Origin of the sequence: Paenibacillus sp. B2(2019), from assembly GCF_008370385.1 — a bacterium.
GTDB lineage: Bacteria > Bacillota > Bacilli > Paenibacillales > Paenibacillaceae > Paenibacillus_AQ.
The window spans coordinates 136,965-163,084 of record NZ_VTZR01000013.1; the positions used below are offsets into that span (position 1 = coordinate 136,965).

15 protein-coding genes are annotated in these 26,120 nt (G+C 42.9%); all 15 read right to left on the minus strand.

Annotated elements, in window-relative coordinates:
- Positions 1 to 49: 49 nt before the first annotated feature.
- The 15 genes from PAENI_RS11460 to PAENI_RS11530 all read right to left on the minus strand — a co-directional run bounded on the left by PAENI_RS11460 (position 50) and on the right by PAENI_RS11530 (position 26,118).
- Positions 50 to 2,782, minus strand: a complete 2,733-nt coding sequence (locus tag PAENI_RS11460) for a stalk domain-containing protein (RefSeq protein ID WP_149645339.1) — start codon at positions 2,780 to 2,782, stop codon at positions 50 to 52.
- 228 nt (positions 2,783 to 3,010) lie between these two features.
- Positions 3,011 to 7,051: an Ig-like domain-containing protein gene (locus tag PAENI_RS11465; RefSeq protein ID WP_149645340.1), complete on the minus strand. Its 4,041-nt coding sequence runs from the start codon at positions 7,049 to 7,051 to the stop codon at positions 3,011 to 3,013.
- 201 nt (positions 7,052 to 7,252) lie between these two features.
- Complete coding sequence (metK, locus tag PAENI_RS11470; protein ID WP_042192431.1) at positions 7,253 to 8,455, minus strand: methionine adenosyltransferase; 1,203 nt, start codon at positions 8,453 to 8,455, stop codon at positions 7,253 to 7,255.
- A gap of 342 nt (positions 8,456 to 8,797) precedes the next feature.
- Complete coding sequence (locus PAENI_RS11475; RefSeq protein WP_042192433.1) at positions 8,798 to 9,064, minus strand: alpha/beta-type small acid-soluble spore protein; 267 nt, start codon at positions 9,062 to 9,064, stop codon at positions 8,798 to 8,800.
- A gap of 153 nt (positions 9,065 to 9,217) precedes the next feature.
- The gene (locus tag PAENI_RS11480) at positions 9,218 to 9,754 is read right to left on the minus strand and encodes a hypothetical protein (RefSeq protein ID WP_149645341.1); all 537 of its coding nucleotides are present in this window, start codon (positions 9,752 to 9,754) and stop codon (positions 9,218 to 9,220) included.
- 85 nt (positions 9,755 to 9,839) lie between these two features.
- Positions 9,840 to 12,614, minus strand: coding sequence for an S-layer homology domain-containing protein (locus tag PAENI_RS11485; RefSeq protein WP_188114535.1), 2,775 nt, complete (start codon positions 12,612 to 12,614; stop codon positions 9,840 to 9,842).
- An 820-nt stretch (positions 12,615 to 13,434) separates the two neighbouring features.
- Positions 13,435 to 13,776, minus strand: a complete 342-nt coding sequence (locus PAENI_RS11490) for a hypothetical protein (RefSeq protein WP_042131350.1) — start codon at positions 13,774 to 13,776, stop codon at positions 13,435 to 13,437.
- 260 nt (positions 13,777 to 14,036) lie between these two features.
- On the minus strand, positions 14,037 to 17,936 hold the full coding sequence (locus PAENI_RS11495) for an S-layer homology domain-containing protein (protein WP_223178938.1): 3,900 nt from the start codon (positions 17,934 to 17,936) through the stop codon (positions 14,037 to 14,039).
- Positions 17,937 to 18,143: 207 nt separating this feature from the next.
- Entirely contained in the window at positions 18,144 to 19,271 is a 1,128-nt protein-coding gene (locus PAENI_RS11500) for a glycosyltransferase family 4 protein (RefSeq protein WP_060625958.1), read from the minus strand.
- A 116-nt stretch (positions 19,272 to 19,387) separates the two neighbouring features.
- A complete protein-coding gene (locus PAENI_RS11505; RefSeq protein ID WP_262495579.1) occupies positions 19,388 to 20,143 on the minus strand; it encodes a WecB/TagA/CpsF family glycosyltransferase in 756 nt (251 codons plus the stop codon).
- A 6-nt stretch (positions 20,144 to 20,149) separates the two neighbouring features.
- Complete coding sequence (gene csaB, locus PAENI_RS11510; protein ID WP_149645560.1) at positions 20,150 to 21,286, minus strand: polysaccharide pyruvyl transferase CsaB; 1,137 nt, start codon at positions 21,284 to 21,286, stop codon at positions 20,150 to 20,152.
- Positions 21,262 to 23,298, minus strand: a complete 2,037-nt coding sequence (locus PAENI_RS11515; RefSeq protein ID WP_076297912.1) for a DUF5693 family protein — start codon at positions 23,296 to 23,298, stop codon at positions 21,262 to 21,264. Before PAENI_RS11515 ends, csaB begins: the two co-directional genes overlap by 25 nt.
- Positions 23,299 to 23,432: 134 nt before the next feature.
- Complete coding sequence (locus tag PAENI_RS11520) at positions 23,433 to 25,154, minus strand: phospho-sugar mutase (RefSeq protein ID WP_149645344.1); 1,722 nt, start codon at positions 25,152 to 25,154, stop codon at positions 23,433 to 23,435.
- A gap of 47 nt (positions 25,155 to 25,201) precedes the next feature.
- Positions 25,202 to 25,624: a 3-hydroxyacyl-ACP dehydratase FabZ gene (gene fabZ, locus PAENI_RS11525; RefSeq protein WP_042192447.1), complete on the minus strand. Its 423-nt coding sequence runs from the start codon at positions 25,622 to 25,624 to the stop codon at positions 25,202 to 25,204.
- Between the two features lie 257 nt (positions 25,625 to 25,881).
- Entirely contained in the window at positions 25,882 to 26,118 is a 237-nt protein-coding gene (locus PAENI_RS11530; RefSeq protein WP_042192450.1) for a DNA-directed RNA polymerase subunit beta, read from the minus strand.
- Positions 26,119 to 26,120 lie beyond the last annotated feature (2 nt).

Genomic DNA, 26,120 nt, shown 5'->3' on the forward strand with positions numbered 1-26,120 from the left:
GCCCCTTTTCTATCGAATCGTTATAAAGGTTTTCCTTTATATTAACATATCACGATTCGATAGTTACGGTCTTCGTTTTCTGTTCCCATTTTACAGTTAATCCTAGCTGTTCAGAAACTAGTCTTAATGGCACTAAAGTCCTACCTTGTAAAATGATTGGTGCTACTTCAGCACTCTGACGTTTACCGTTCAGCAGATATTCTTTTTTATTTACGGTAAGGTCCAGTGCCTTGGCTCCGCGTAATACCATGATCTTCTTATTCACCTGATCCCAAGTAGCGCTGCCTCCGAAAGCATCAAGAACATACCGAATTGGCACATAAGTACTACCGTCTTTTACAATTGGAGCTACATCAATAGCTTTCTTTGTTCCGTTTACGGTCATTGCTTTCGAGCCAATGCTCATGGAAGCCGTACCTTTCGGTAAGCCTGCATCACTAGAAAGCGATGGCATTGTAAACTTGATATTATCAACGGCAACAGTACCCGTCTTCGCCCGTTCATCTTGGCCTTCCTCTACGTTGACTACATAGAGTCTCTTCAGCGTTGCAGGGAATTTAATGCCTGAGCCTGACAAGTCGATGTTAATGTTCTTCCAACCATTCCAATCGATAATCTTCGCAAGATCTACATAGGCTGTGGCTCCACTGTTGTCTACAAATTCAGCGCGCAGCCAATTCAAGCTCATATCGCCCATTACATCAACCGACATCGAAGTCGCAAGCGCTGGAACTGTTTTTCCGCTTGTACCATTCAGCTGAGCATAAGCATACATTTTGCCACTGCCAGCCGTCATATCATAACTGAGTGACAGCACCTTGGAGCCTACTCTTTCAGCCGTTCCATCCACTATCGTCGCAGCACCCTGTACCGCTGGAACATTGGTAGTAAAGTCGATTGGATAGCTTACCTTCTCGAAATCTTCCCATGTTGTAGCTGCTGCTGTTGATAATACAACCACTGCACTAAATCCATCATAACGGGCAATAGCATAACCTGTAGTAACCCCTGCATCAACGGCGTTTACAGTAAGCTTGCCATCTTTCACGGCTCCCTTAAAGCCTACAAACTCCCACTTCAGTGCTGAATCCGGAACATTGATAGTTGTTCCACTTTTCGTTGCCGCTGTAACAGGGACCGACACAGTAGTTCCGGCTGTCAGTGGCGCTGTAGCTGTACCTACACTCATACTGGATAGATCATTACCACCCAGAACTGTAACAGTTGTAGAGGCGCTTGCAGAACCGCTTTTAGCCGTTAAGGTAACGGTACCTGGCTTCACTGCCGTTACTTCACCTGCACTTACCGTTGCGCTTCCGCCGCTTGATACCCAAGTAGGATTACCCGCTGCTACATCAATAGGGTTGTAGTAAGTGTCATAACCTTTTAAAGAATACGTTGCCTTTTGTCCAACCAGCAGTGCGGAACTTCCGCTAATTTTGATTCCTTTCACTTCACCTTGTGGTGCGTTAGTGTAGACACCAAGCCCGTTAACAATGCTACGTTGCTCTGTGCCATACTCTGTATTAAAAGTGAGTGTAGTAGAGGTTTCACCGAGGGGCCGGTCTACCATCGTTGTAGAGCCGCCTCCATCGAGATTAAGACCTTTCCAGACTCCAATATTCGTCATAAATGATTGCAGTTCGGTTAGAGACATCCCTGAACTATTACCATTTTTCTCAGTAGCTATGATATATACATAACGTCCGTCTTGGGAATATCCTAAAGCCGTACGAGCACGATAGCCTCCAATGCTGCTAGTAGAACGAGAGAACGTTGCTGCTTTTCCGTTATTTACTAGAATCGTATGTCCGCCAATCATTGTTTGCAGACTCGCAGGATCTAGCGATTGCTGTGTAGTCTTAGATTTCAGGGAATACACACTTGTTACAGGTTGTCCTACCGTCAAATGGGCAGTAACATATCGTGCGGCTAAGCCATGTGCCCGCAAAATATAAGCTCCCTTTGGAACCGCCATAGGGAGTGCAGCATTTTCTGAGATTTGAGTAACTACACCATTCTCAACAAGTACCTCTGTTGGAGTGGTAGAGCTATTTTTAGGGCGGTCGAGTGCAGTCCATACATCTGTGTAGATATACATAGCATTAGCATGACTATAAGTCGAGCTTCCGCCTTCAGGGCTATAAGCGCCTTTATTGATACCGGAGATCTCAAACTGTGCGCCATCTGGTGCGGTTACCATCCCCTCAAAGCTGTACTCGTCAATAATAGGTTTGCGATCTTTTGTCACTGCAAAGGCATACATTCCATCCAATTGTGAAGGGGTAGACACCAGTACTCCACCTGATACTTGTCCACCGATCGGAGCACCCTCTCCACCTGTATTAAAATAATCGCCATTTACTGCGGCCACGGCTCCAGTTTCCTTGGCCATCCCGCCAGTACTTTGCCGCGTAGTCAGGTTTCCACCTTTACCAGTCATTACATCTAAAGAAACATATGGATTGTTAAGATCTACACGAATGACATCCGCAAGCCCAGAAGCACTCGCTCCAGAACGTGTAGTAGTATATTTATATTTCATCATAATAGCGCCCGAAGTAATCACTTCTTCTCCCAGCTTACTTACTTTAAAAGGAGCTGTGGCTGCAGCTGCGATTGGTGCAGACCCCTGACCAAACAGCATCATACCTTCACTGCCGATTACCGGCATAATCCATAACACACCAGCCAATGAAGCAGCAATCCACTTTTTAGTGGAAGATAATCTTATTCCCCGTACAACCTCGCTACTCTTCTTCTCCATGAAAACTTCATTCATTTCAACGTAACTCTCCCATCTCTTTTGTACTCTATCAGTCCATATCAATGTCTGGAAACTGGTTCCTATTTTTCTAGTACTCTTTTAATAGACTGAAAATAAGCCAAAAAGTTGCGAAATTGAGAGATTTCAAGCTTTATAGAGTCAAAACTGTCATAATTAGACGACAAAAAAAGCCCGGCATAATTGCCGGGCTTTACCAATTGTTTGGTTATTTATAAGAGTTGTTTACAAGTAATCAGCCTGCTTCAGCATCCGTTGTAACATCACGGCAGCTTGAGCACGGGTGGCATTGCCTTGGGGCCCAAATTCACTTACTGTCATGCCCAAAATAATCCCTGATTGCACTGCCTTTGCGACGAACTCCGCACTTTGATTCTGAATCTTTGCCTTATCCTTGAATTTTGCAAGTGTTGAGGCAGAAGTACCGCTTAGTGTAATAGGATGATTGGTATATTCCATCGCACGGATCATCATGATCGCCATCTGCTCGCGTGTTATATTATCATTCGGACGGAAAGTACCATCCGTATTCCCTGTAATAATTCCAGCCTTAGCCGCTGCACCAATATAATCTCCTGTTTGTGTGAAAGGCCGCACATCCCGGAAGCGTTGTGCTGTCTCACGATCTCCGAGCAAACCCAGACCCCGACTAAGCATAACAGCAAACTCAGAGCGGGTAATTTTTTTCTCCGGATTAAACGCATTGCCGTAGCTGCTATCGATAATACTCTTAGCGCCAAGCTCAGCTACAATCGCATTACTCCAGTGCTTACTCATATCCGTGAAAGTCCGGAGGGACAAGAAGGTCCCTAGCACCTGATTACCATTGGTTCGAGCACGAATAATCGTATAGCTGCCTACCGTACTGATTTTTGTGGGTAGATAAGCTGCATCGTCATAAGAAGGATCTAATCTGACTACAGATGTCTGCGCACTATTTAACGAAGAAGTAGTACGTACGGTGTATTCTCCTGGTACAGCCAGTGCCTTGGCATTCGAATAATTACCGCTAACGATCGCCGTCACACGTACATCCATGAGACTAGTAACGGTTCGCATACCCAACGTTTGCAGCTTTTGCTCAAAAGGTGTAAATGTGCCTGCTGGAACTTTATCCAAGCGAAACACGAGCGAAATATTTTTACTGTCCGAGTTTAGGCTGCTCGCAAGCCCGTTCATATCCATATCATTGAGCCCTACGCTAAATAGGTTATCTCCATGACGAATCATAAACTTAGTATTTTTATTACGATTTACCGCATCGAGCAATGGTTTTAGCGGAACGGATACAAAAGCTGCTTGCTCGGTGGAAGGAACCTCAAAAACTAATATATCATTGTTCAGCTTATTCAGATATTCATAACTTGCAGCTATTCGATCTGCGTTTATAATATATCTTTTTACGGATTGATTGTATAAAGAACGGTCATCCACAATTTGTGAGGAGTCGCTCTTTAACAGTAGATACTCTTTTCCAAACTCACTCGTTGCAAGTGTTCCCAGATAGGATGGACGACTTCCAGATCCGGTGGTCACGCCGGTTAGATTCTGAACTGATATTGCTGAGAATGAGGATAGTATATTCCCACTCAAATCCTTAATCATACCGTTACCAGACATATAGGATAAGTCGACAGCTTGCCCGGTTTTTACTGCTGAGGATAATGTTATCTTCAGAATATTGCCTGAGATATAGTAGGATTGCACTCCTACGCTGCTGCTATCTGCTCTAACTCCGAACTGATTGGTGAAGAGGGAACCGGATGCCTGCATATTTTTTGCAAAAGTAACTGTTAGCTCGTCACCCGACACGGCCGCTGAATTAATCTCCGGAACAGTGGTGCCGCTATTCTCCGAAATGGATACAGGCTGCAGGTTAATATACGCCGCTCGGTTTCCATTCAAATCGCTCACCCCGGCAGAACCCGGCACATAAGATATGGTCACATTCTGATTCAACGTCAGCGCTTTCTGAAGCGTTAAAGTAACCTGAGTGCCGCTGACCGATACATTAGTTACATAATTAGGCGTGCTGCCCACTAAAACAGAGAATTGGCTATTCAGTGGGAGATTGGTTGTAGACAAGCCTTCATTATAATTCAAAATGATTTTAGTGCCGCCTCCGGTTGCACTTTGAAACACTGGCGCAATCGTATCGTTACTGTTACGGATATTGAAATCAGTAAAGTCCGCAATATTTTGTCCATAAGAATTTTGCAAAGGATAAGAACCTGCATAATAGGATACCCGAACATTCTGTCCATTTGATGCTTCACTAGCCAATGTTAAATATACTGTATTGCCACTGGAACTGATCGAGTTGACCCCAAGTGAGCTTCCATCTGCAGTCACTGAGAACTGGTTATGAGCGTAATAGGAAACTGATTTTAGTGTATCGTTAAAGTTTAATATTACGGATCTCCCTGTGATTCTCCCATCTTTAGGTGTCGGCATGGAGGACTCGATGGAGTTCGTGATCTGTTTAGAGCTAAAAGTGCTCGCCGCATTTCCGCTTGGATCCTGAATGGTCCGCAGTCCGCCATTATAGCTGACCTTTACAATCTGCCCAACAGCTACTCCTGTACTCAGCACCAGATAAGCGCTGTCTCCCTGAATATAGACGCTTTCAATCGCTCGATTCTCGTCATTCACCGTAACTCCAAAGCTTGAGGTCAACAACGCTATGGATGAATTGAGCGACTCATTATATTTCAGACGAATCGTTCGGTTATTCTCAAGCTGTGCAGATGTGAGCTGTGGAGCAGTTTTGTCCAGAGACAAGGTCTTGAAGCTCCATGAATTCTTACCACTTAATCCTTCATATAGAACGTTGGCATCACTTGCGTCTACAAAAGCCCCTTTAGCGATATCAATGTAATAAGTTGAATCACTATCTAACGCTACAGAAGGTGTGATTATAAATTCTTTAGCTGTAGTGGTACTCCGAGTAACGTTAACCGGCACCTGAGATCCTCCGTTTTTATATAGAGCCACACCATTGGCCACTGCACTGTTATAATTCACATCCCGATTAAAAGCGATCGAAAAGGATCTGTTGTTAGCAATAGATTCACTTCGATCAGATGGATTCAAAGCACTTACGCCAAGTCCAGTCAAAGATACCGTTGTGAAGGTCCAAGTGTACGGGCCCGAGGCAGGAAATACATTTCCATCTTGATCATAAAAAGCACCCTGGGGGATCGTAACTGTATATTGTGTGCCGTTTAGCAGAGGTGAGGCTGATGACGCTGGATTCAATGTTATGGTTCTGCTGCTTCCTCCAGTAACGGCTGGGGAGTTCACATTAAGCCATCTTGTTCTAGCATCGTTAGCTGCCCCTGGGGACACCGTAATTACACCTGATGCAGGCATCATAGGACGGTCAAAAGTGAGCTGTAGCGCTCCTGTGGTAGATATACCGACTGTACCATTAGCCGGGGATGGAGTCATTGGAATTTCAGCTACACCTTTTGTAGAGAAACTCCATACATTGCCGCTAGAAATACCAGAGAACGTTCTATTATCAACATCCTTAAAAGCGTAGGCATCAATAAGAACATAGTAATTCCCTCCGGCCGCCAACGCTTTCTCCAACGTTAATTTAACTGTAGTAGAGTTAGCATCAGTCAGAACGTTAACTCTAGTGTCATCATCCTTTATTCTGAACTCTTGCACTGTTGTATTATCTGCTGAGGACAGGATTCGGATAGAGCCCCCACCTTTTAACAGCTGCTTATTTAGTGTCAGACTAAGTTCCTTTAAACTCCCGGCATCTACTCTTGCATTACTAGCCGGTGAAAAGTTGCCTGCCGTGATAGCCGTATTACTCTCAGGAGCGGTGGTAAATGCCCATGAAGTAAGTCCTGAATCATTACCCTCGTTATCTTTGAACAATCCTTTGGGAATTGTGACCGTGTATGCCTTATTCGGAGTGAATTGTTGGTTTGGCCCTAATTTAAGCTCGTAATCTTTTGAACTACCAATTAAACCATAACTACCAATAGGAATCGTCACAAAAGGTGTACTATCACCCTGACCCGTGATGGTAATTTCTCCAGCCTGTGGGTTTACTTGACGATCAAAGCTTAATTTAAGAGATGACCCGATATTTACATAGGTTGCTCCAGGTGCTGGCGACACACTAATGCCAAATTCCGCTGCAGCATGTACTGCCGATATTCCAATTCCGATAGAAGGATACCCTGCTCCAAGTACCAGTTCTCCTGCTAGAAAAATTGCCGTCCATATTGATATTTTTCTTTTCATGCCGTGATAGACTCCTCTCAAACCATACTAACGTCTTTATGTATATTCTTATATTTCGGTTAAAGGGCTTACAAAGTTTAGTAGTCTACTTCTCTATGATTAGAATCAATCCTAATTCTGTCCATTACATAAAAATAGCCCGCAGAGCTGACACTAAGTGCCAACTTGCGGGCTTAAAGAATTATAAGAACATATAATTAACTACAATCCTGCTTGACCTCTGAGTAATTCCGCTTTATCTACGCGTTCCCAAGGTAGATCAACATCAGTCCGTCCAAAATGGCCGTATGCTGCAGTCTGTCTATAGATCGGTTTACGCAAATCAAGCATAGAGATAATTCCTGCAGGACGAAGATCAAAGTTGTTGCTGATCAGTTGAACCATCTTTTCCTCACTGATTTTACCTGTTCCGTATGTATCCACATTAATCGAGACAGGAGTAGCCACACCAATGGCATAAGCAAGCTGGATCTCACATTTATCAGCTAGACCTGCAGCTACAAGATTCTTCGCCACATAACGAGCTGCATAAGCCGCAGAACGGTCCACTTTAGTTGGATCCTTACCAGAGAATGCGCCGCCGCCGTGACGAGCATATCCGCCATACGTATCAACGATAATTTTTCGTCCAGTCAAACCAGCATCCCCTTGAGGACCACCAATCACAAATCGTCCTGTTGGGTTAATAAAATACTTAGTTTCAGCATCGAGCAGTTCCGCAGGAACAACCGGCATAATTACATGCTCTTTAATATCTGCCTGAATTTGTTCAAGAGAAATTTCTTCTGCATGCTGTGTAGATACTACGATAGCATCCACGCGTACAGGCTTCTCATCTTGATATTCGATCGTAACTTGTGTCTTCCCGTCAGGACGCAAATATTCCAAGGTTCCGTTCTTACGAACTTCAGATAAGCGACGAGCAATACGGTGAGATAAAGCGATCGGTAACGGCATCAGTTCTGGTGTCTCATTCGTAGCAAAACCGAACATTAAGCCTTGATCGCCAGCACCAATATTTGCTGTTTCTTCAGCCAATTGTGCTGGATCACGGTGCTCGAGAGCAGAGTTTACGCCTTGAGCAATATCAGCTGACTGCTCATTAAGTGAGCTCAACACTGCACAAGTATTATAATCAAAACCATATTTTGCACGAGTGTAGCCAATTTCTTTAATGGTATTGCGTACGATGGCAGGAATATCTACATACTCAGATTTAGTACTGATTTCCCCGATCACCAAAACAAGACCAGTTGCTACTGCTACTTCGCAGGCTACACGTGCATTTGGATCATTAGCTAAAAACGCATCCAATACCGCATCGGAAATCTGGTCACAGATTTTATCCGGATGCCCTTCCGTCACGGACTCAGAAGTAAACAAATGACGCCCTTTAATAGACAAGTATAACAACCTCCCTTATGGTTAGTCTGACACTGTATAAGGAGTTCCTTAATAATCACAGGCCAAATTAATAAAAACTATAAAACAAAGAAACTCAGGGGCCTGTTCTTTTTATGAAGGATGATTGCAGTATTTCATGTTTATATTCACTAAACTCTTCAAAAAAATGAACCTTTCCCATATGGAAAAGGTCTAAGGCTTTCCTCAAAAGTCATATTATCTTATTTAGGAGGTGGTGTCAATTACTCCGAAGCCCCTCCATCACAGTATAAATATTGATTCCACAGTATTAAAAAGTAATATCAGATAGGATTAATAAGTATTCTTTCACCCCTGATATTATTAAAGAAGAGACTGTTCGGCTTGCTTAATGAGTCTCTTCGTGATTTCTCCGCCAACAGAGCCATTATCTCTTGAGCTAAGATGTCCAAGATACTGGCGACGGCCAGAACCACTACCTCCGATTGCTCCTAATTCAGAAGCAAACTCTGTGTCTGCTCCGCCTCCATAATGCGCTCCATATAAACCAAATTCAGCTGCAATCTCATATTGCATTTGCTTCAGCATTGCCCGACTTTCCGGTACCACTGTACGATTGTTACGTGCCATGTTACAGCACCTCCTGTGAATTTGTAAGATTACAGGAATATTGTGCGTCGAACAGCTACTCTTCAATCGCGCCAATGATTTGTAACTTTGGAAATCAGTTTGAAGGTATGATTAAGTACTTTTACGGGCATTATGAATATATATTATTACAAATTATTTTAGTGTATATCCACCACGAACCATGACAACAAGGCCAAGAGTTTGTCCTGATTGCACAGTAATACCACGACCATCACGAGGGAAAGATAATAAATGGTTAGTCGGTGCAGCTACTCCATTGGCAAGATCTTTACCATCCGTTAAATCAGCAACACCATTTGCATCCTGAGAGTAGATAACCGCTTTACCCGCACGAACGATAAATTCAGCGCCTGCGGAAGCAATTAAGGTTTGTCCTGGTTTCACATCGACAATTACGGATTCATTACTGCTAGTAGTCGGGTTTGCTGTAGCTGTTGGAGCTGAGCTTGGACTCGGAGTAGCTGTAGCTACTGGAGCTGTACCTGTACCACCTGTAAGTGCTTTCTGAATTTGCTGATCAACATAGCTTTTGGTAACCACTGGGTCATCTGCTGTTCCAGGCTGTGAACCCACACCTGCACCTTCAGCAGTAACATTCAACAGTGATCCAGCCCATACACCACCAGCCAGCAATAAAGCTGCCGTTGATACTTTCCATACGGATTTCAATGAAATTCCTCCTCTTATGGGGGTAAAAACCTATAAAAAAAGAATAGCCTCCGAAGAGGCTATTCTGTGCTTCGGTAATCGGAGATTACTTAGCGGAGATTTCTGTTTCACCTTTGATAACGTTGTAATCAGTATCAATAAGTTTAGCGTCTTTAATGACTTTAACTACGATTCTGTTAACATCATTACTATTAAGGTCAAGTACTTCGTTTGTTGTTACTTTGTTGTCGATGGCATGTTTTTTGAACTTAACAGACCATTTGCCTTTGTCAGAACCATACTCAATCTTAGTGATTGAAACGATATCGTTTTGATCAACAGCGGTTGTATCGGAGTTGATGAAGAATTTCAGGTCTCTCAACATATCAACTTGAGTAGTCTTCTCGTTCAGATCCTTAGTGAATCCGAGGATCAGTTCAGTAGAACTACCGCTGGATACTACAGCAGAGTTGAATACTGGAGCAATTCTGCTAGTCAACTTACCTGTCTTCTTAGCAGCGGAAGCATCGATCGGGTTGCCCGCTACATCAGTAACACCGTTAACTACGAATTCATAGTTATCAGTCTTCTCAACACTGGAGCTTGGAATGTGTACATATGCACGAGCATAAGTTGGGTTAGTTGCACTTTCAATCTTCGCACCACTAGCATTTAAAGTATCGATAGTTACGAAAGATCCATTAGGAAGACCTTTGTTACCTAATGTGTAACTATTAATTTCTCTAATGGAAGCACTATTCAAGCCACCTGCATCATACAGATTAACTTCGATTGTGATGTCGCCATAAGTTGATGTTCCTACAGTCAGTTGGCTATCTTTGAACACGATGCCACTGTTATCAGCATTGAAGCTGTACAATGCTGGCACAGTAGTATCATTCGAAGCACTACCGATAGAGACAGTCAATACAGTTGCAGTGGACTCATTAGCCGAGAAGGACTTATCTTTGAATAGTCCTTGTGGCAAACGTACGGAGTACGATCCAGCAGGAACATTCACGCCAGTCAATGTAAATGTTTTGCCGCTTCCCACTACGCTGCTAGCGCTGTGTGTCAATTTAGTGGATTCACCAGTTTTTTCGTTGATCAGGTATACATCACCTTTACCAGCATAAACGACATCTTTGGAGAATTTAAGAACAAGACCTTTATTAGTTGCAGTAGTTGTGTAAGTAGCAGTAGTTACTGTAGGAGCTACTGTATCTTTAGTAAAGGTGATATCTTTTTTAGTTTCAGTTCCTAGAATGTTACCCAGAGTATCCTTAACTGTTGCTCCGAAAAGAACTGATCCAGTAAATGTACCAGAGCTAGGGAAGCTGCTCAAAGGAGTTTCCAAAGTGAACTTCTTACCATTGTCAGAAGTAACTACACGGAAAGTACCTTGGCTTTCGCCTACAGCGTTAAGCAAACGAACATTACCTACCAGGGAAGCACGCTCAACGTTTTTATCGAATTCAACTTCGACAAATTTGTCGCTGATAGCTGTTACGCTCTTAATTACTGGAGCAGCTACATCAGACACTACAGTTACTGTAGTTTTGATTGGGTTAGGGTTAGCTACATTACCAGCATAGTCAGTAACGTTTGTAAGCGATACGTCATAAGTCTTACCGCTTTCCAAAGTATCTGCAGTCAATTTGAACTCAGTGTAAGTGTCATTTTGAACAGATACAGAAGCACTCTTACCATTTACGTAAGCAATAATACCAGTTGTTTTAACCGGCTCGCTGAATTTAACATAAACATCTTTAGTTGTTGCTTTAGCAGTGGAGCTAACAGATGCAACAGTTGGTGCAACTGTATCAGCTACAGTCAACAACGAAGTGAATGCAGGAATCTTTTCGCCAGCAGTAGTAGCCACAGCGTCACTTACAACAACTGTGTAGTTACCTTTAAGTGCTTTAACGCCCGGCAAAGTAATTACAGCTTCAGTGTTGTCTGCATTGAAAGAAACATTTGCATTAGCAACTTCATCTTCTTTGTTGCCAACCTTAGTTACTTTTACAACGCCATCGATAACTTTACTGGACTCAGCCAAAGTATCAGTATCGATCGAACGGTTGAATTTAACTACAACTTGCTTAGCATTTGGAGCTTCTACGGAAACAACCTTAGGAGCTGCCAAAGTTACTTTTGTAGTGTAATCGTGGTTGTTGTGTTTGAAGTTGATTGTAGTTTCAACGCCTGCTACAAGAGCAGTAGTCAATTCAACAGTTGTAGTAGTTTTGTCAGAGAAAGTAACAACTACTTTAGTTGGGCTTACTGCTTCAGCAGAAGCTACAGTAGGAGCTGCTGTCAATTGGTCAACTGCATAAGCTGTTTCAACTACCAAAGAACGGCTAGCGTTAGCTTTGAAGTTAGTGTCTTTTGCAATCAGACCAGCATTGATTACTGCTTGAGCATAACCTTTAGCCCATGCAGATGCAGTGTTGTCAGTTGTAGCTGGTGTTTCAAGTTTCAAAGCGCGGAACAATACAGCCGCTACTTCTTCAACTGTTACTTTACCGTTGTAGTCGAAGATACCTTTAACAGTATCTTTACCTTGCATCAAGTTAGCTGCAGTAACAGCTTCGATGTAAGGAACTGCCCAGTTCTTAGCGTTGTAACCTTTGTCTTTGTAAGACAATTTGTTAGTTACTTCAGTAAGATCGAACAATTTAGTAACGATCTTCGCGAATTCAGCGCGAGTAAGATCTTTTTCAAGGTGAGCTTGACCATCTGGGTACCCATTGAGAATACCTTTTGCTGCCAAAGCGTCAAATTTTTGTTGCGGAGTTGCTGCTGCGTCACCAAACGCTACAGAGGCAAACATCGAGAATGCCATTGCTGTAGATAATGCTACGGATAAAATTTTCTTCATAACCTTTTTTTCTCCTCCTTGGACGTTCATAAACTGAGATTTTTCTTTAGTTGAGTAGCTCGTGTCACTCATTAGCCGATGCACCCCCTTTCCAGAGTTGAGCAAATTAAGTATAAATAATGTCTGTGACGGGTATCACAGAAACTGGTAAACAATGATCAGGACATGACAATACTAGATTCCTAATTATACCTAAGTATTATACAATGTGCCTCAAGTCACGTAAAGCTAATTTTTCCATTTTGTTAAATTGGCTTTACCACCGGTTAATTTCAACTGCCTGTGTAAATGACTCTACACCTTAAACGCAGAAGATTTGGAAAAGTTGCGGTTTCTCAAAAAAATCTTTTCTTTTTTTTGTTTCCCGGTACAATCCCAATAGAAGATACATATGTATGTTCTACTAACTATTGTTAATCATGGGTTGCCACGGAAAATAGTATACCATAGTCGTTTTCTAAACGTCATTATGCAATATTTACTAAGTATCATTAACACTAGTGCCATTTATTTAAACATTCCTACAAAATTTGAGTATAAAGGGGCGAAAAGACCTGATTACTCACATTCACCGTAGTCTGATTATATGGAGGCTCCTCATCCGAGCTTCGGCTCTTAAAGCTATAATCTAAATACCTTCGCTTATAGGTTTGATCAAACATGTTCTTCCTTGGTTTGCCTCCTGGTTCATTGCTTTGATGATTCGTAAGCTAATGGCTACTATTTACCTTCACCATTCGGTGCTTCCCATAAAGGTAGCATCATGCTGAACGCAACAAAAAAGCGCCGTTGCCGGCGCTTACTTCTATTACAGTAGGGTCTAACGAATCTTCATAGATAACTGGATCAATTCCTGACGCTTTTCAGGACTTGAGTTTACATTGTCATACATTGCATCAATAGCTGCGCGATTCTCGCGGTAGCTCTTCTCATGTTTAATTGTAGTATGAGACCATTCGATCAGAGCGTTCTCAGCAACGACAAGCTCATTGTAAGAATCATGGAATCCTGTAGCCTGCACAAGCTCCTCCATAACCTCCTGCGTAATCTCCTGTAGTGCCCGCTTAGCCGCAATTTCCTTTTCTAACACTTTTGCTCTATTCTCAAACATATTCTTGGCTTTCATGTAATCCAACTGTGCTTTTGCTAAAATCGGTTTCATGTTTGGCTTTCACCTTTCAGAAAATAATATTTTCTCAGTTATTGTATCGTAAATCGAAGCAGATTACAAAGATGTCTAAATGGTAATTTAAGCTGTATAAATCCACGTGCTCTTCAAAACTTTGCTTTTTCTTTTTTTTATTATACCCAAATGGTAATCAGATATAAAGTATACCTAATATATAGTGGCTGAAAAATGAACAAACAGAGGGCGACTAAACAGCCCTCTGTAATAAAATTATACAATATGAAGCCTTCCCTCTAGCTCAGGTTTTTAGGGAATATAGTAGTACTCTTTTTCAATAGTTCAACAGCAATTTTCCCAGCTTCAGCTCTGGTCATGTTGGACTTAGGATTAAAGTTATATGAAGGCTTCTTCTGTCCTGGAGTGTTCACTTCAGTTCCATTCATGATTTTGGCTTTCGATACTGCTTGAACAGCAGACAATGCATAGGATTCTATCTTACCGGAATCCATGAATGACTTGGCGACATTGTCTTTTAATTTCTGATCATTCACTGCCAGCTTCAATTTAAGTGCTCTGGCGATCATTACAGCTGCTTGTTCCCTGGTAATCGGCTGATCTGGTCCGAATACACCATCAGAGAGTCCAGTAACGATACCTGCTCTTGCCGCTGTCTCAATATGGGCATAGTCCCAAGTAATTGAGCTTGCTCCGGGTACAAGATCCGCATATGTCTTCTTATCATCATAATTAAGCGGAAGGTTCAATCCTTTAACAAGAAGTGTTGCGAACTCTCCTCTTGTCGTCTGATCATCTGTTCCGAATTGCTCAAACCGAAGATTATTCATAATTCCTTTAGAGTACAAAGCATTCAAAATATTTCTGGCCCAAGCATGATTCGTAACATCGTTGTATCCTCGGCTCATCTTCATAACGGTATAGTATCCAAATTCATCAAACGGAACGGTGATTGTGTGTTTATTGGTATCTACAGTACCTCCAATATTTTCCCATTCCCGTTTATCATTATATTTGAATACAGTAACTTGGGTACCTGCCTCCACTACTACATTAGAGTCAAACGAAAGGGTCAGTGTACCGCGTTTGGATGGTGTAATTCTGCGTTCAGCGGGAATCTGCGGATCACCAAACAAACCATCTACAGAATATGGAGCTAATCCGTTTGTAGCAGGAATGTATCCTGCAGTTGAGACTGTGCCCAACTCTCCTAATCCACCACTAATCCAGTACATTTCCGAAATGCGTCCAAAGTTATTAGTCTCATAATCGGAGCTAAAACGAAGAGTAAACTCATCAGGAATCTTCCATGTAGGAATACCACTGTCCTCAAACGTCTCAGGGAAACCAATAACATTTCCATAATCATTACGGCGTTCTACTACACCTGTCTTCGGCTCTGCAATCCCAAAACGCAACTTCGTGTCAGGATAATATTTCGTGAGGTTCCGTCTATCTGTACTTTGCATTACCGTTCCTTTAGGGAAATTTAATTCTAATGCCTTGTTAAACACGCTGTATTTATCCGCTACCTTAGGTGCCATGTACTGTGAATCGACACCTACAGTCCCCGTATAGAATACGGAAATGGTATCTGTCGTGGTTGCTCCTCCGCGAACAATTGAAATCTTAATAGGATTGGCTTTATCTTGTTTTAAGCCCACATAATCTAATACAAATCTATTAGCCCCCAAGTCAGTACGTCTAACCGCGCGTTCCTTATCTACGATAACATCTGTAGCTCCTTCAGCCTCAATATCGAAGTGAATGAAGTTTTTGTTCACAACATATTGAGTACCTACAGAAGGCTGAGGTGAAAGAAGGCGATACGCACTTACTTCTCTAACAATCTCTAGCTTCCGACTGGTCTTAGCTCCTGTGCTATTAATCAGTTCAAGTGTGTATATATACGTTCCTGGTGCATCATTAGTGAGATCTTGGATTCGCATAATAAAATCTTTTTGATTTCCTGCAAAGTTATAAGTGTATTCGCTACCTGGAGGAAAAGTAGGAGTCTCAGCCGTCTGTGAATTTGTAGGAATATCAATAGAAACAATATTTTTAGTACCCAAATTCAAATTGAGCTTAACCGCTCCGCTTCCTCGAAGAACTAAATCATACGTCTTCAAACTTGTTGTATAAATATTATCTTTATAAATGAAATCTGGTGTTAAATTAAAAAGCTTAGCAAGTCGTGGATCGGTTGATGGAAAATCTCGCTCTGGAAAGTCCGGTCTTCCTGTACCAACAGCAGGTTGGAACTTACTGATCGTTGACACGTTCTCATCTATAATATATATACGTAATTCCTTGCGCACTTCTCTTGTCTGTCCCTTGTCATCAATACCTGTTGCAGTAAAGATGATTTTGTTCTCTCCATATACCAACGGACCCGCTGTAGCGTTAACCGCTAGTTCAACTTCAAAATCACCTGTTTGTTTGTCCACCCAAGGATCGGTGCTTGTTTTAACTTTTAGTCCATTAACATACATTTCAGCTACAAAGAATTTACTGTTTAGATTTTGGAAATCAATATACTGCCCTTTAACCTTGAGTGTCTTGCTTGCATCTGAATTAATAGTATAAGTATCTCCATCAGTGAGGTTAGCGACATAGATGTAGTTCTTTGATGCAAAGGAAATATTAACATCTTTAGTCGCAGTAGAACCCTTAAAATTAAAGCGGACCGTCTGATTACCATTTTGAAAATCCTTTATTCTGTAAATATATTCAGTATCTGATATTGTCTTAACCAACTCAGGAGCTAGGTTCTTAGTGGATAAAGGTAAATAGCTGGCAAGTAACGTAGTATCATTAGGTTTGCTATTAGTTTTGACCCGAATATAGAACTCACTGGAGTTCACCTTTGCTCCATTTAGCGATACACCTGGTGGAATAGTAGCATTAGGATCTGAGAAATCAGATCCTTCTAAAAGTCTCATATCAGTGATAACCGTTTTTCCCTGCATGTATTGAAAATCCACGGAACGATTTATTGTTTTAGTCCCATAAGCAACCGAAAGAGCGTGAATTTGATTTGCTAAAATATTAGCTGCATTGTCTTTCTGCATAGTCAGTGGAATGCTGAATGTCACTAGACGATATGAAGGCGAATCTTTCTTCGGAGAAGGGACCAAAATTTCAGACCCAGTAATTAATTCCAATTTACCACTAGAATCAATAGTCATCCCACTTCCATAAGAAGGAGTCACCACCGCATTATCAAGCTTTACAACTGCAGAACCAGCAAATGGAATCCCGGCATTGTCCGGAACCATCATCTGAACAAATACATTGGCGGTGTCCGCCTTCTCCGTAAATATCGGCTCATCTTTGCCAAGCAGATCCTGTCCATATTTAGACGAATCCACTAAGTATAATTTAACAATGGGATTCTTCTCATCAAAATAAAATATCGTATATTGAAAGGACAGTGTATCAGAGCCGTTCATTACGACTAGCTTCAGCTCATTCACACCTGGTTTAAGTTGCATTCGCTGTGAGAAGAAGGTTCCGTCCTGCAATAGAGAGGTAGCTGATGCACCCTCACCATTAATGGAAACAGTAACCTTTGTTGCATTTTGCGCTTTACCTTCCAAAGTGATTTCTGAGTTTGCTACTACAAGCTGCGCACCTTCGTTCAGGTCAAGCTTGTCAGAACCGCCTAATACTTGAAGCTTCTCAACATAAGGTACCTTATCAAAAAGAACATAAAAAGCCTCAGAACGATCATTACTACCCTGCGACCCGGTCAACGTAATTCGGTTAATCCCCGGATACAGCGTCAAATTTGCCGTAAACCGGTTTTCCGGGCTATCAACATCCAACTGAACAACACCTGGCATCACATGTGTAGGGTCTTCAACCCACTTTCCAGCTTGCTGATCCCAGCTCAAAAGTTGTACATTTGCTCCCAGTGTAGAGCTGGTTACCTTTGTATAGGTTCCTGAAACCTTCAAGCTCGCATCGGTTACTTGCAATACATTAGTTCTGGAAATTTGAGTGGTTGTAGTTGTTGACGGTAATAGTGTCAGATCAACTGTATTTCGTAAAACTTTATTATCAGGTGTAAAATAACTGGTGGGCTTATCTGCCGCCTCTGCGGTATTCATAAGTCCAGCGGGGACTAAAGTTACTACTAAAGCAAACAGTAGCGACCATATAAATGTCTTTCTCATGCGCTGCATGTCATTAATCTCTCCCTTTTGTTGACGTTAACTATTTTATCGGTACATAAGATGATAATTTGAAGGAATACTGCTTAATAATTTTATAGAAAAAACATTTTTTAGCTAATTTTAAGAACGTAAAAAGCCCATCCTGTGACAGGATAGGCTTTTACGTAATGAGAACTAGTTGTTTCTATAATTATTATAAAGTGCAGCTTACAGCTTAGATCCGCGTTCCTGACTCACTTTCATGCGCATTCTTAAAAAGAAATTAATCACTGGACGTTTAGTCTTGCCGATCAAACCTGTGATTTCAGCACCAATCTGCAGGAAGAATAGCATGATGCAAATGACCACGAACGTAACCCAGTTCGCTTCATATAGAGCTGCTGATGATTGAATGACAGCTAGGATACCGAAAAATGCAGCAATACCATAAATAATAAGTACAGTCTGACGGTGGCTGAAGCCAAGCTCGCGAAGACAGTGATGCAAGTGACCTTTATCTGGTGCGAAGATTGGTTTCTTTTGCAGCTTACGGCGCACGATCGCAAAGAACGTGTCCGACAATGGTACACCGATAATAAGCAAAGGTGTAATAAACGAAACCACTGCAATCTGTTTAAATCCTAGCAAAGCAAGTAATGCCAAGCAAAAGCCTAAGAACAGTGAACCCGTATCACCCATGAAAATCTTAGCAGGATGGAAGTTAAAGAACAGGAATCCGATGATGCTACCCAGAAGCAACAGACACAGCATTGCCACCATGGTGTTTCCCATCACGAAAGCCATTGCCGCAATCGTAGCAATTGCAATTCCTGATACACCAGCCGCAAGCCCGTCCAGCCCGTCGATCAGATTAACGGCATTGGTAACACCGACAATCCAGAAAATCGTAAGCGGGATAGCAATCCAGCTCTCCAGTGAGGAATACGTATTGTTAAATGGAATATTCACAAAATCTACAGTAATACCAAAGCCGAAAACAACGATACAGGCTGCGATAATTTGGCCCAGTAGCTTCACTTTTGCTGATAATTCGAATCGGTCATCGAGTGCCCCGATAAGTACAATCAGTCCGCCACCACATAGCAGCGCTTTGATGAAGTTGACCTCCCGCGGAGTGAACTCGTATGGAATAATCGGCAATACGGCAAGCAGGCCTAACACAAACGCTAGAAAAATAGCTAATCCGCCAAGGCGGGGCATAATTTTCGTGTGCACTTTACGAGCATTCGGCACATCTGTTGCACCAATCTTAATGGCGAATTTCTTCACCAAAGGTGTGAGGCCAAGTGCGAGTCCCATGCATACGATAAATCCAGCGATGTATATGATTAACATTTGATCAGTCGACCCCCATTTCTCTACCGCATTGAATTATACGCTGTTACAAAAACAAATTCCAATCCTTTATTTAGGCTATTTATCTCATTTTCTAGGTGAATATCGGCATTTTGCTAGACTTTTGTTACTTTATCTTTCTCACGCACCACTTTTAATGCGAATTTCGGCAGTGCAAGCATTCGTTTGTACCGTGTAGGTTCTTTTAGGAGACGGTACAACCATTCTATTCTCATTTTTTGGAAGGCTATTGGCGCTCTTTTGCTCTTCCCAGAGATCACATCAAAGCTGCCGCCGACCCCCATCATGATCGGAACGCCCAGTTTGGTCTTATATTTAGCAATCCAAGGTTCCTGACTATCCGCACCTCTGGCAACAAATAATAAGTCAGGATTAGCCTTAACGATTCCAGCAACAATTTCTTCATCTGCATCCGGACCAAAATAACCGTCGTGATATCCTGCAATGATAACACCCGGATATTGCAATTGTAACCTTTCAGCGGTTTCCTGAATCACTTCAGGCGTAGAACCTAGAAGATATACCTTCCAACTATATCTTTCACCCTGCCGCATCAATTCATGTAACAGATCATAACCTGCTACCCGTTCTGATACCGGCTCATTACAATAATTAGCAGCCCATACAACGCCTGTCCCATCGGGGACAACCAATTCAGCCGATTTCATAATATCCATATAAGCTGGATCTTCCAGTGCAGCCATAACCATAATTGGATTAGCTGTAATCACTTGATGCGGGATACGGGTATGAACAGCCTCCGTCAAATAGGCAACTGTTGCTGCCATATCAACTTTCGAGACTCTAATTCCAAAAATAGGAACTGTAGGTACCGCGCTTTCTGCTTTCACTTTAGATCATCCTTTATGGTGAAAATATTCTACGATTTGCCGAGCTGGTGCCTCTGCTTCTTGAATCAACTTGGAAATGACATCTTCCCGTGCCGCTCTCCATTCCTGTCCTGTGTTCAAAAGATGAACAATCTCGGCAGCAACATGTTCAGCATCAAGTGTGTTCGTTGCTCCAACAGGATGGGTCTGAATTCTGTCCAGAAAATGATCGATCTTCGGATCATAAGAAATACCAATCAGTGGAACACGTCTTCCAGCCGCGTAGATCAAGCTATGAAGTCGCATACCAATCAGAACATCGCATTGTCCCACTTCCCTTAGCATATGCTGCGGGTGAATGGCATCCTCACAAATACTGACCTGCCCACCATGCTCGGTTATACTTCCCTTCAGCTTATCCATCAGATAACGTGAAGCCTCATTGTCCGAAGGGGTGTGAAAAGGGAGGAATCGCAAATGTAACGGAACCTCACGGTTGGCCTTAATCAAGCCTTGTGCAAGAGCCTCCAGTTCTCTGCGGTCTTGCTCCCAATAACGTACCGATATCCCGATTACCGGAAGTGAATTAGATAATTCTGAAGATTGTGTAGTAGCATCCGTGTCCTCTGGCAAAGACAAGCCCATAACCGGGTCGGGAACAACCTCTATCTTTTTCTGTTCCAGTCCCATAGATAGGAGAAGCTCGCGGGATTGTTCATCCCGCACAGATATATAAGTACATTTACGAAACACGGATTTGATTAAAGGGTGAAAAAGCTTGCGATTCACTGGTCCGATACCTTGAGCATAGATAAAGGTTGGTCTCCCCATCCACTGCGCAAGCTTGATAATACCTAAATAGTAAGGAATACTCTTGCTACCTGTGACATCCTGCAGCAAGCTACCCCCACCGCTGATCAGACCAGCGCTCTCATAAATCGCTTGACGGACTTCAACAAGCTTCATCCGGTGCACGGATTTTACTCCGTATGTGGCGCTCGTCCACTCAGGATCAATGGACAGCACTATAGGCTCAATGGATATACCCAAAGCTTGAGACTGTTTCTGCAGTGCAATTAGAATGGACTGCAACACCGCCTCATCTCCACTGTTACGGAAACCATAGTAACCAGAGATAACTATCTTTTTAGGAGTGGCGACCATCGTTTCCAACACCCTTCTGCAATCTGCCATACGATTACGGCAATTACACCAATGATCAGTCCGAGTCCAAGACCGAGCAATCCACGAACCAGCGAGATCAGAACAGGTGAATGAATATGTGCAAAGGTATCCACCATGGAGAGCTGACCAATTACGGCAATGATCATGATAAATGCTGCATTCCGATATCTAAAGGCCAGGAATGCACCCAGAATTAATAACGGATGTGCGAGCAAAAACTCTTTATTACGCGGCCGGACACCAACCGTATTCTCTAAGAATGTACGGAAGGCCATTTCTAGAGGTGTTACGTTACCACCATTTCCAGTACGGCTTAAATAATACATACCTACGACCCCAAGAACCATAGCGGCAAGAACCATAGCTAATGTGATTGGTGTACGCAGCAGCTTACCTGTCTTGTTAAAGACAAACTCTCCGCGATAGAGGAGTACATAAAGTGCTACAAGGCCGATAGGCGCCATATGGAGCAGACTAACACCACGGAACTGGTCCAGCACTAGGCTGTAGGTTATGTTGTTGAGCAGTGCGATCACGAATGGCACAGCGCTCAAAGAAATTAATGACGTCTTCAAATAAAGCACCAGACTATGCGTAAACCGACGTTGCGGGCTCATAGCCTTATAGGTAAGGGTATTGTTCCGTAGCGGAGGTCCCATTTCATTAACCTTACGAATGGCAAGTACAACCGCCAGGGTTGGTGCACTTATCGCAGCCGCTAGCGCCAGTGCCTGCTCAAATAGCTCTGGTTTCAAGACCAGCAGGCCTGCACTTCCCAGTAATCCTAGCACCCATGCCGGGATCGTAAGCCATGGAATAAAGTATGAAATCAGCAGCGCTACTAAAGAGACTGCTCCAACTACCGCAACTAACTTGAAGTAACGCTGATAAGACGAATCTACAACCTCAAAAGCCGTAGCTTGTCCTAACTTAAACCCATTGTCTTTGATCTGCTCAACGGCACCACCAGGATCACTCAAACTCGTGACAAGGTTGTCTAGCGTATCTGTAATCTGTGCCTTAGCTGTATTCCGTGAAGGAATCGTATTTAAATAAATCATGCGGATATTGCGATCCTTTGTTGCCAGAGCGAAACGATCTGAGATCACTTTTGGATCTAAGGCAGAATCCCCTTCGCTAAGGGAGTATAACCGTGTTACGTTATAGTCCAGCAAATAAGCAAGCTTGTTAAAGCCCTTCTGCTGCTTCTTAATATTTTCAATCGCTGCAATTCCGATTCCACGTTCCTTAAGGAGATTTGCAAAGTCAGTGATACTACCCGTATCGGCATCATCATTAAACCCTTTAACGGACTCTCCCTCGAATAGGATTCGTTTTACACCCAATTCTTCATAACGATCTAACAGCTTCTTAACTGTTGCTTTATTATAAGTCAAAGAATCCACAAGACGCGGTACAATGGTGAACCCTTTGTCATGCAGCATCTCCAGTGTAAATGGATCCGGCTGAAGTGGCTTCAGTGTAGCATCTTCTATTGGAGTCTCAATAATAAGACCTTGTTGTCCGCGGAAACTCCATTCCTTCGAAGTAATCCCAAGATTACCGAATGCCTCTTTAATGACAGGCGCCAGGGCCTGGTAGTAATCAGGATTAGTAAAAAGAACATAAGTATAGTTCTCATTCACCGGGATGATTGTATCCGTAAGATTAGCGATATCAGCCGCACCCCACATCATTAGACGACGCGCCTTCCGATAATCTTCCAGCGTGCTTTCGTAAATCGCCATACTCTGAACACCAGCATCTTTTAGACGATCTAACTGTTCGGAAATATAATCCTGCGGATTTGCGCGATAGCTTGCTACTTCAACTAAATCACGGTAATCAAATACAAATTCCACTGTCTTGGAAGACTTCTCCGTCTGCAGACGGTCATAGACAACTGGCAAGGCAGCTAAAACGCCAACCACAACTATGATCCACAGCCACTTTCGGGAAGAAATATTCCAACGTTGCCATTTTTGCTGCACCAAAAGTACCTCCTCTTTCACTTCAAAACTCTTTTTACAAAAGTAGAAACGGATCGTCATCCTTTTAGAGACGGTACCCGTTTCTACGTAAAAAATATAATTTCACAATATAGAGCGCGATCTATATTCTTATTTTATTGTTCCCCGTCAACACGAGCCATAACCTGCTTGGATAGTGTAGCTACCTTATCCTTAGCATTCTGCAAGGATTCACCCACAACCGCAAAATAAACTTTAATCTTTGGCTCGGTACCTGAAGGACGCAGGCAGAACCATGAACCGTCAGCCAGCAAATACTTTAGTACATTTTCCTTCGGCAGACCATTCAAGCCTAGCGAATAATCCAGCACCTCTGTAACGGCAGATCCCGCAATTTCTTGTGGTGCATTCGTACGCCAATCATTCATGATACCTTGAATTTGCGCAACGCCATCCTTACCCTTCAATGTACGGGACTCCAGGCTTTCCAAGAAGTATCCGAACTGCTCATACAATTCCTGAAGAACATCATATAATGTTTTGCCTTGAGCTTTGTAATAAGCACCTGCTTCAGCGATCAACATAGCCGCAAGAACGGCGTCCTTATCACGAGCATAGTTACCTGCAAGATAACCATAGCTTTCTTCATAACCGAAAAGATATGTGTAATCTCCGGATTGTTCGAATTGAGTCATTTTTTCCCCAATATATTTGAATCCCGTTAGCGTATTAAATACAGTTGCACCATAATGAGAGGCTACAGCAGCCCCCATCTCGCTCGTCACGATAGTCTTCACAACTGCACCATCGCTAGGCAACTTACCTTGTTCCTGTAAACGGCTCAAATAATAATGAATCATCAAAGCTCCAGATTGATTGCCCGACAAAACAACAAATTTACCTTCATTATCGCGAACCACTGCCCCCATACGGTCTGCATCGGGATCCGTGCCAATTAAGAGGTCTGCATTCAACTCTTCGCCCAGCTTCATAGCCAGTGTAAAGGCTTCGCGTTCTTCTGGGTTCGGTGATTTTACAGTGGAAAATTCGGAATCTGGTTGTTCTTGCTCAGGTACAACATGCACCTGTGTGAAACCTATTTTCTCAAGCACATGGCGGACTGGCAGGTTACCAGTACCATGTAGCGGGGTGTATACGATTTTGAAGTCTTTTCCAAGCGTAGAGGCGATCTCTTCACTTGCAAGACTAACCGCAGCGACAGTATCGGTAAACGCTTCGTCATCCTTCTCACCAAGCCAGTGCAGCAGACCTTGAAGCTCCGCTTCTTCTTGGGAAATCCGTTTCACACCATCAAAAGTGTCAACCCCTAATATGTAAGAAATGACCTTTTCGGCTTCGTCAGGGACAAGCTGTCCACCTTCAGAATTATAAACCTTATACCCGTTATATTCAGGGGGATTATGACTTGCAGTAATAACAATACCGCCCGTTGCCTTCAAATGGCGCACGCTGAACGACAATTGAGGTGTTGAGCGCAGAGAAGTGAATAAATGAGCCTCAATGCCATTAGCAGCCAATACAAGAGCAGCCTCAAGTGTGAATTCAGGCGAGAAACGACGGGAGTCATGAGCGATAACAACAGAAGGTCTTCCCTCTCCAGTATGCGTCTCCAGAATATATTTAGCGAAACCTTGTGTAGCTCTACCTACCGTATAACGATTGATACGATTACTACCTGCACCAATTACACCGCGTAGACCACCTGTACCGAATTCCAGATCTCTATAAAATCGTTCCTCGAGCTCCTGTGGCTCGTTCTCCAGAGCGCGCAGCTCCGCCTTCGTAGACTCATCAACAGATGCGTTCTCCAGCCAGCGAGATAAGGTTTCTGCCGCTTTTGGGCTTAATTGAGTCATTTAGAATCTCTCCTTCTCCATGTATAATATATATTCGCTAATTAATATTAGCTGAGCGCAAACATAATTTCCCCAGAGGCAACAACTTTCCCCTCAACCGACGCAGTAGCTTGTCCTTTTCCAATACTGCCCTTAAGGCGAGTAATCTCCACTTCAAGAGTGAGCGTATCTCCCGGTACGACTTGACCACGGAAACGGAATCCATCGAGCCCGGCTAAAAAGCCAATCCGACCGCGATTCGCTTCTACCCCTAGAATAGCAACCGCACCAACTTGTGCAAGAGCTTCTGTAATCAGTACGCCCGGCATTACCGGATAACCTGGAAAATGACCTGCGAAGAAAGGTTCGTTGATCGTTACATTTTTAATGCCAACAGCTCGTTTACCCATTTCAATCTCAGTGATCTTGTCCACCAGCAGAAATGGGGGCCGATGGGGGATGATTTCTTGAATTTGGTTGATATCCAGCATTATTAACAAAACTCCTTTCGGATGTTACTTCATTTATTCTTCGCCGAACTGCATAAATTTAGGCAGCTTCGGTAAAAACTATATATATCCTTCACCACCTGCAGAAGTGGAGGTTGAGATAAGGGGCTTTCTCCACCGGATGCGATAGCATGGCGGAGAGGGCCCTTTTTGCTGCCCGAGGCCCCCCACCATTATACATTTATCCGTATAAAAAAGAAAACTCCCTTAAGCAAGAAGGGAGTCGTTATCATCTTAAATTATGGAGCAAAAACCAAATCATAGACATGTTTCCATGTGCTCCATTGTAGAACATCGCTAAACTCTTTTTTGCCAAGGACAACGTAACCGACAACCAGTCCGCCTCCAAGTGCAGCTATGAGAAGCAAAGGAATAAGAATCCACTGGATGAGTGTCCATTTTGATAATCCTCGCCGCTTCGGCTCTTTCTTGTCTTCTGGTTTGTCTTCCGACTTCACCTTTTTCTGACGTTCCATTC